At 31.1% G+C, this 2,804-nt stretch carries 2 protein-coding genes; one reads left to right on the top strand and one right to left on the bottom strand.

What is annotated here, in order from left to right; all coding sequences use genetic code 11:
* Positions 1–201 precede the first annotated feature (201 nt).
* Positions 202–1,656: a chromosomal replication initiator protein DnaA gene (dnaA, locus tag BW926_RS13945; protein ID WP_076447945.1), complete on the bottom strand. Its 1,455-nt coding sequence runs from the start codon at positions 1,654–1,656 to the stop codon at positions 202–204.
* Between the two features lie 138 nt (positions 1,657–1,794).
* On the opposite strand from dnaA, the gene BW926_RS13940 reads away from it, so the two are divergent.
* Complete coding sequence (locus tag BW926_RS13940; RefSeq protein ID WP_076447943.1) at positions 1,795–2,211, top strand: acyl-CoA thioesterase; 417 nt, start codon at positions 1,795–1,797, stop codon at positions 2,209–2,211.
* Positions 2,212–2,804 lie beyond the last annotated feature (593 nt).

The following is a 2,804-nucleotide window of genomic DNA, read 5'->3' as shown; positions in this document are numbered from 1 at the left end:
TACTGATGAGTTCCAGATTATTAGTTTTTTAAATTGCAATCCAAAATTGCTAATTTTCTTGGAACTTTTTTGTCTAAATAAGTTTAAACAACTTCAATTTAAACGATTAAATAATTAAAGATTCATAATCATCAGCAAGCTAAATAAAAAATGAAGAATAAAAATTATTCTCCACTTTTAGCATTTACATTAAATTATTTTTTATTGTTTAATTCTCTCCGTTAATTCTTTCACATACTTTTTCACCTCCTTATCAATTTTTGAAATATCCTTAATCGTTTCACAAGCATACATTACAGTAGAGTGATCTTTCCCCCCCATTTCTTCACCGATTTTAGTGAAAGTGGAGTTTGTAAATTCCTTAGCAAAATACATAGCTAATTGTCTCGGAAGAGCAATCTCTCTTTTTCTTGTTTTGGATAAAAGCTGCTCTCTTTTAATTCCAAAATAATCACACACAACTTCTTGAATATAAGGAATATTGATAATTTTTTTCTGATTAGCAGCAATCTTATTGATTGTCTCTTTTAATAATTCTAGACTTAAATCTGATTTATAAATTGTAGAATATGCAATTACAGAATTGATTACTCCGATAAGCTCCCTAACATTTGTTTTTGCTTCTGAGGCAAGAAAGTTCAGCATATCTTCAGTAAGAACAATTCCGTCACGGCTCAATTTATCAATGATAATCTGTTTACGGGTTTCATAATCCGGAGATTTTATTTCCGCAGAAAGTCCCCATTTGAAACGAGAAACAATTCTATCCTGAATATCCATGATATCTGCCGGAGCTTTATCTGAAGTAAGGATAATCTGCTTCCCGTTTTGATGTAAATAATCAAAAATATGGAAAAAGCTATCTTGTGTCGCAGATTTTCCTGATAGGAATTGAATATCATCAATGATCAATACATCAACCATTTGGTAGAAGTTCGCAAATTCTGTCTGTTTATGGGCTTTTGCTGCTGAAATAAATTGCTGAATAAATTTTTCGGAAGACAAATAAAGTACTACCTTATCCGGAAACTGGCTTTTTACTTCTAGACCAATTGCTTGTCCCAAGTGGGTTTTTCCGACACCATACCCCCCATATAAAAATAACGGGTTAAAAGCCGTAGCCCCTGGTCTTTTAGCTATTGATTTTGCTACAGTTGCTGCAAATTTATTGCTTTCACCTTCTACATAATTATCAAAAGAAAAGTCTGATTTCAGATTTGAATCAATATTCACTTTTTTGATTCCAGGAACCACAAAAGGGTTTACAATATTGGATGAAAAACCTTGTGGCATTGTTTCCTGTATTTTTGGTGTAGGGACTGTTTTTCCCTTCATATTCATAGTAACGGGCTTTTCTAAACCGCTTGGTTTATTTTCCATTACAGAGTACCATAACTTTACACCTTTTCCTATATTTTTTTTCAGAGCAGCAGAAAGTAAGGACAAGTAATTATCCTCTATATATTCCTTGTAGAAATCACTTGGCACCATTAGTGTAAGGTTGTTATCAACCAAAGAAATTGGCTGAACCTTGTCAAATAGTAAATCAAACGATTTTTCAAGTTTTTTCAGATCAGAATTATCTTCAGCTGCGTTCAGATTATCGCGCATGAACTGAAGGCACTTCTGCCATATCACCATTAAAGTTTCATCCATAATTTATGCCCCGATTAATTCTTGGTTAGTACTATTTTCTAGTAGAAACACAAAGGTCTAAATTTTTTATTTTTAAAAAAAATTTTGCGGGTATTGATTATTTAAAAATATATTTGTATGTATAATTCAAGGTAAAAAATGATACACACAATACACTCATTACGAGTACGTTACGGAGAAACAGACCCTATGAAATACGTATACTACGGCAACTATGCAGAGTATTTTGAAATCGGCAGAGTTGAGCTTTTCCGAAGCATAGGAATGTCATATAATGAGATTGAGAATCAAGGAATTTGGTTGCCTGTTTCGGAGTATAAAATTAAGTATTTACGACCAGCTTTTTATGATGAAAAATTAGAAATTCACACCTATATAAAAAAAATTCCGGGTGTAAAAATTGAATTTGAATATGAAATTTTCAATGAAGACCGGATTAAAATAACAGCAGCCTCCACTACTCTGTTCTTTTTGGACGCAAAAACAAATAAAATAATCAAATGTCCGAATTATCTAATGAAGCTCATCGAAGAAAACTGGAATAAAGAGTTTTGAGTTTAAACTCTAAATCTTGGAACTTAAACTTTAATTCTTTTACTCACATTTAGATTCGGAAATTAAAGATTACAATGAAGATTACATTTTAGGACAACAGGTAAGTTTCACACAGCTTGTCGCAACACCGTTTTTTTCCTGACCAGGAACTTTTATCAAAGGTAAATATTTTGGATTGCTTTTATGAAGTAGAGAATGGGAAAGCTGAATAAATCAATACTTTCGAAAATTTTTATCATAAATCTGTTTAAACTTTGTAGATCTTTACTATTACTTAAATGACAATAAGCCTAGCCTCATTGTAACGGCATCCTTTTGTGTAGCGAAGCGAAACAAAAGATATAGTGGAAAGCGGGAAATTGCTCCTAAAAAGTTTTAACAAGTTTAATATTTATTTTTCACATACAAGTGTTTAAACAAGTTTAATTGTATTTTATAATCAATAAAAACACTTTTAATTAAATAAAATACCCGTTGTGCATTATGAATAAAAAGAATAAAGTTGTTCATTTGATTGAAAATCAGTAAATTGTTTTTACCACAAAACATTTACAATGAACAACTTAGGTGCAAATTACGAAAGAATTTTGGAA

This window comes from Chryseobacterium sp. RU37D (genome assembly GCF_900156075.1).
GTDB lineage: Bacteria > Bacteroidota > Bacteroidia > Flavobacteriales > Weeksellaceae > Chryseobacterium.
This window is presented reverse-complemented; position numbering and strand designations above follow the sequence as displayed.

Coding starts and splice junctions, on each gene's coding strand:
- dnaA (WP_076447945.1), bottom strand. CDS start 1,656: ATGGATGAAACTTTAATGGTGATATGGCAGAAGTGCCTTCAGTTCATG.
- BW926_RS13940 (WP_076447943.1), top strand. CDS start 1,795: ATGATACACACAATACACTCATTACGAGTACGTTACGGAGAAACAGAC.